Origin of the sequence: Parvibaculum sp. (assembly GCF_049672805.1) — a bacterium.
Lineage (GTDB): Bacteria > Pseudomonadota > Alphaproteobacteria > Parvibaculales > Parvibaculaceae > Parvibaculum.
On record NZ_JBATWS010000238.1, the window covers coordinates 1 to 3,567 of the forward strand.

Consider the following 3,567-nt stretch of genomic DNA (forward strand, 5'->3'; position numbering starts at 1 on the left):
ATTCTCGACAAGGTCGAGCAGACGCTTCGCTCTGAATTCATGTCGAACCTGTCGCGCACCAATCGCCGCGACAGCCACGAGCTTATGGCGGAAATTTTCAACAATTTTGACCGCCAGACGGAAGGCCGCTTCCTCGCCGCGCTGGAAGAGCGCGCGCGTGAATCCGCCGACCGCATCAAGGCGCTGATGTTCACCTTCGAAGACCTTGGCCGCCTTGACCCCGGCTCCGTCCAGACGTTGCTGCGCGCCGTGGACAAGAACAAGCTCGCCATTGCGCTCAAGGGTGCTTCCGATGCGCTGCGTGACCTCTTCTTCGCCAACATGTCTGAACGTGCTGCGAAAATCCTGCGCGAAGACATGGAGATGATGGGCCCTGTCCGCCTCAAGGATGTGGATGAAGCCCAGACGACAATGGTTAACATCGCCAAGGATCTCGCCAACAAGGGCGAAATCATGATCGCCACCGACGGCGCCGACAACGAACTCATCTACTGATGTAACGCGTAAAGGCAACCAGGTTCGTCCATGAAACAGGCTGTGAAATTCACCTTCGACACTTACTTCGGCGAGCGGCCGTCCACGTCCGATCGTATCGAAGAAGTCGAAGCGCCGCGCATCACCGAAGCGGAGGTGGAAGCAGCACGCCGCGCCGCTTATGCGGAAGGTTTTGCGGCCGGTGAACGCGAAGCCGCAGCCCGCCGCGATGATGCGCTCGTTTCAGCCATGAGCCGGCTTGCCGAAAGCACGGGCGCTCTTCTCGCCGCGCTCGACACGCAGCTCATCCTGACCCGCAAGGAGGCGGTGATGACAGCGATGGAAACAGCCCGCAAGCTTGCACCCGCTCTCATTGCCACTCGTCCCGAAACCGAGATCGAAGCCGTTCTCCGTAACTGCCTCGCCCATCTCAACCGCGAGCCGCACATTCTGCTGCGCGTATCCCCTTCGCTCGTTGACCGCCTGAAGGACACGGTCGATCGCATGGCAATGGAGCGCGGGCTTTCGGGCCGCATCATCCTGCTCGGCGAACCGGACATGAAGGAAGGCGACTGCGTCGTCGAATGGGCCGATGGCGGCGTCGCGCGTGATCGCGCCGCAATTGAAAATGAAATCACCGCGGTTGTGAGCCGCTATATCGAAACACTCGGCGCCTCTGGCAGCGATGAAAACCGCCTTGCCATGCCCGAACCCGCTCCCGCAGCGGGTGCGGCCAGCCGTAACGAATGACCAAGGAGCACTGAACCATGACCACTCAGGATGATGAAGTGACCCTCCCCGATCTCGCCGAGGCAGATGCCCTGCCGGCGCAGTCGGCGGCAGAAGAAGCGGTGGAGCTGGATGAGCCTCGCACCGCCCAGGACCTCGAAGCCGTGTTCGACGTGCCGGTGAATGTCTCTGCCGTTCTTGGCAAGACGCATATGGAAGTGTCGAACCTGCTGAAACTCGGTCGGGGAACCGTTGTGGAGCTTGACCGCAAGGTCGGCGAAGCCATCGACATCTATGTGAATGACCGCCTCGTCGCCCGCGGCGAAGTCGTGGTGGTGGATGACCGCCTCGGCGTCACCATGACCGAAATTGTGAAGGGCGGCGTGAACTGATCTTCACGCCCTGATCGCCCAGTTTTACTGAACCAGAAAGAAAGTAGAGGAGCCGCAAATGCGCCTTCTGATCGTCGGAACCCTGAACGGACAGCTCTCCACCGCCACCAAGATGGCGATGTCGAAGGGCGCCAAGGTGACACATACCGAAACCGTCGATCAGGCGATCGAAACCCTGCGGGCAGGCCGTGGCGCTGACCTGATGATGGTCGATGTGGCTGCAGACATTGCAAACCTCATCCCGCGCCTTCAGGCGGAACATATCTGCGTGCCGGTGATTGCCTGCGGCGTCGAAACCGATGCGCGCGCCGCCGTGAACGCGATCCGTGCAGGCGCGAAGGAATATATCCCGCTGCCGCCCGATGCCGAGCTTATCGCCGCCGTTCTTTCCGCCGTGGCCGACGACAATCACGCGCTCATCTTCCGTGATCCGAAGATGGGTGACGTGGTGAAGCTTGCCGACCAGGTGGCGCCCTCCGAAGCATCAATCCTCATTACGGGTGAGTCCGGCACCGGCAAGGAAGTCATGGCACGTTATGTCCATGACCGCTCACTCCGCCGCGACAAGCCATTCATTTCCGTGAACTGCGCCGCGATCCCGGAAAACCTGCTCGAGTCAGAACTTTTCGGTCATGAAAAGGGTGCCTTCACCGGTGCCATCGCACGGCGCATCGGCAAGTTCGAGGAAGCCGATGGCGGCACGCTGCTGCTCGATGAAATCAGCGAAATGGATGTGCGCCTTCAGGCAAAGCTTCTGCGCGCCATTCAGGAGCGGGAGATTGACCGTGTGGGTGGCAAGACCCCGGTCAAGGTTAACATCCGCATCATCGCTACCTCGAACCGCGACCTTCAGGCGGAGGCACGCGCGGGCCGCTTCCGCGAAGACCTTTTCTACCGCCTCAACGTGGTGAACCTTCAGCTTCCTGCGCTGCGTGAGCGTCCGGCCGATATTCTAGCGCTCGCAGAGCATTTCGCCGCGCGCTATGCGAAGGCAAACAGCCTTCCCGCCAAGGTTCTGTCTGCGGACGCGAAAAACTTTCTCGCGCGCCACCATTGGGCAGGCAACGTGCGTGAACTTGAAAACACGATGCACCGCGCCGTACTGCTCGCGACCGGGCAGGAAATCGACGTCAACGCCATCCGCCTGCCGGACGGCTCGCGTCTCGAAGACGCATCGCTTGGCGGCGTCGTACAGAAGGCGGCAGCTGCGGCGGATGCCGTTTCGCGCGGCTTTGTCGGCAAGACGGTCGCCGAAGTGGAACAGGATCTCATCCTGCAGACGCTCGACCACTGCCTCGGCAACCGCACCCATGCGGCAAACATCCTCGGCATCTCCATCCGCACCTTGCGCAACAAGCTCAAGGAATATGGCGAGCAGGGCATTTCCGTGCCCAACCCCGGTGAAGTGCGCGCCTATACCGCCTGACCTCGCCCGCGACCTTCTTTGAGAAAGCACGATAGATGAGCGACGCAACGATCACTTCTCCGGGCACTGCGGGTGGCCTGTTCAGCTTCGGAGGGATTTCGACGAAAACCCTCGCCGCTGATATTGCCAAGCGCGGCGACCTGCTGCTTGCGTTGGGCATCCTCACCATCATCGTGGTGCTGATCCTGCCGCTGCCCGCAATCCTCATGGATTTCGCGCTCGCTATCTCTTTCACCTTCTCTGTACTTGTGCTGATGACAGCGCTCTTCATCCAGAAGCCGCTTGAATTCAGTGCCTTCCCGACCGTCCTCCTCATCGCGACCATGTTGCGGCTCGCCCTCAACCTCGCTTCAACGCGCCTCATTCTCGGCCACGGCCATGAAGGTACGGACAGCGCAGGCAAGGTGATCGAAGCCTTCGGCAACTTCGTGATGCAGGGCAACTTCATCATCGGCCTCATCGTCTTTGCGATCCTTGTCATCGTGAATTTCGTCGTCATCACCAAAGGTTCAGGGCGCATCGCGGAAGTCGCGGCGCGCTTCACCC

Annotated in this window: 5 protein-coding genes; all 5 read left to right on the forward strand. The window is 60.7% G+C overall.

The window, feature by feature from the left end; all coding sequences use genetic code 11:
• The coding region (locus WBF74_RS07750) for a FliG C-terminal domain-containing protein (RefSeq protein ID WP_424437689.1) at positions 1 to 495 on the forward strand (495 nt) is incomplete at its 5' end.
• Positions 496 to 525: 30 nt separating this feature from the next.
• Positions 526 to 1,224, forward strand: coding sequence for a hypothetical protein (locus WBF74_RS07755; RefSeq protein WP_424437692.1), 699 nt, complete (start codon positions 526 to 528; stop codon positions 1,222 to 1,224).
• 17 nt (positions 1,225 to 1,241) lie between these two features.
• Positions 1,242 to 1,595 carry a flagellar motor switch protein FliN gene (fliN, locus tag WBF74_RS07760; protein ID WP_424437695.1) on the forward strand — a complete coding sequence of 118 codons (354 nt, stop codon included), beginning with the start codon at positions 1,242 to 1,244 and terminating at the stop codon, positions 1,593 to 1,595.
• 58 nt (positions 1,596 to 1,653) lie between these two features.
• Positions 1,654 to 3,021, forward strand: a complete 1,368-nt coding sequence (locus WBF74_RS07765; RefSeq protein ID WP_424437698.1) for a sigma-54-dependent transcriptional regulator — start codon at positions 1,654 to 1,656, stop codon at positions 3,019 to 3,021.
• Positions 3,022 to 3,056: 35 nt separating this feature from the next.
• On the forward strand, positions 3,057 to 3,567 hold a 511-nt coding region (locus tag WBF74_RS07770; RefSeq protein WP_424437701.1), incomplete at its 3' end, for an FHIPEP family type III secretion protein.

Excerpts from the sequence above, each read along its gene's own strand:
- WBF74_RS07755 (WP_424437692.1), top strand. The coding sequence starts at position 526 with ATGAAACAGGCTGTGAAATTCACCTTCGACACTTACTTCGGCGAGCGG.
- fliN (WP_424437695.1), top strand. The coding sequence starts at position 1,242 with ATGACCACTCAGGATGATGAAGTGACCCTCCCCGATCTCGCCGAGGCA.
- WBF74_RS07765 (WP_424437698.1), top strand. The coding sequence starts at position 1,654 with ATGCGCCTTCTGATCGTCGGAACCCTGAACGGACAGCTCTCCACCGCC.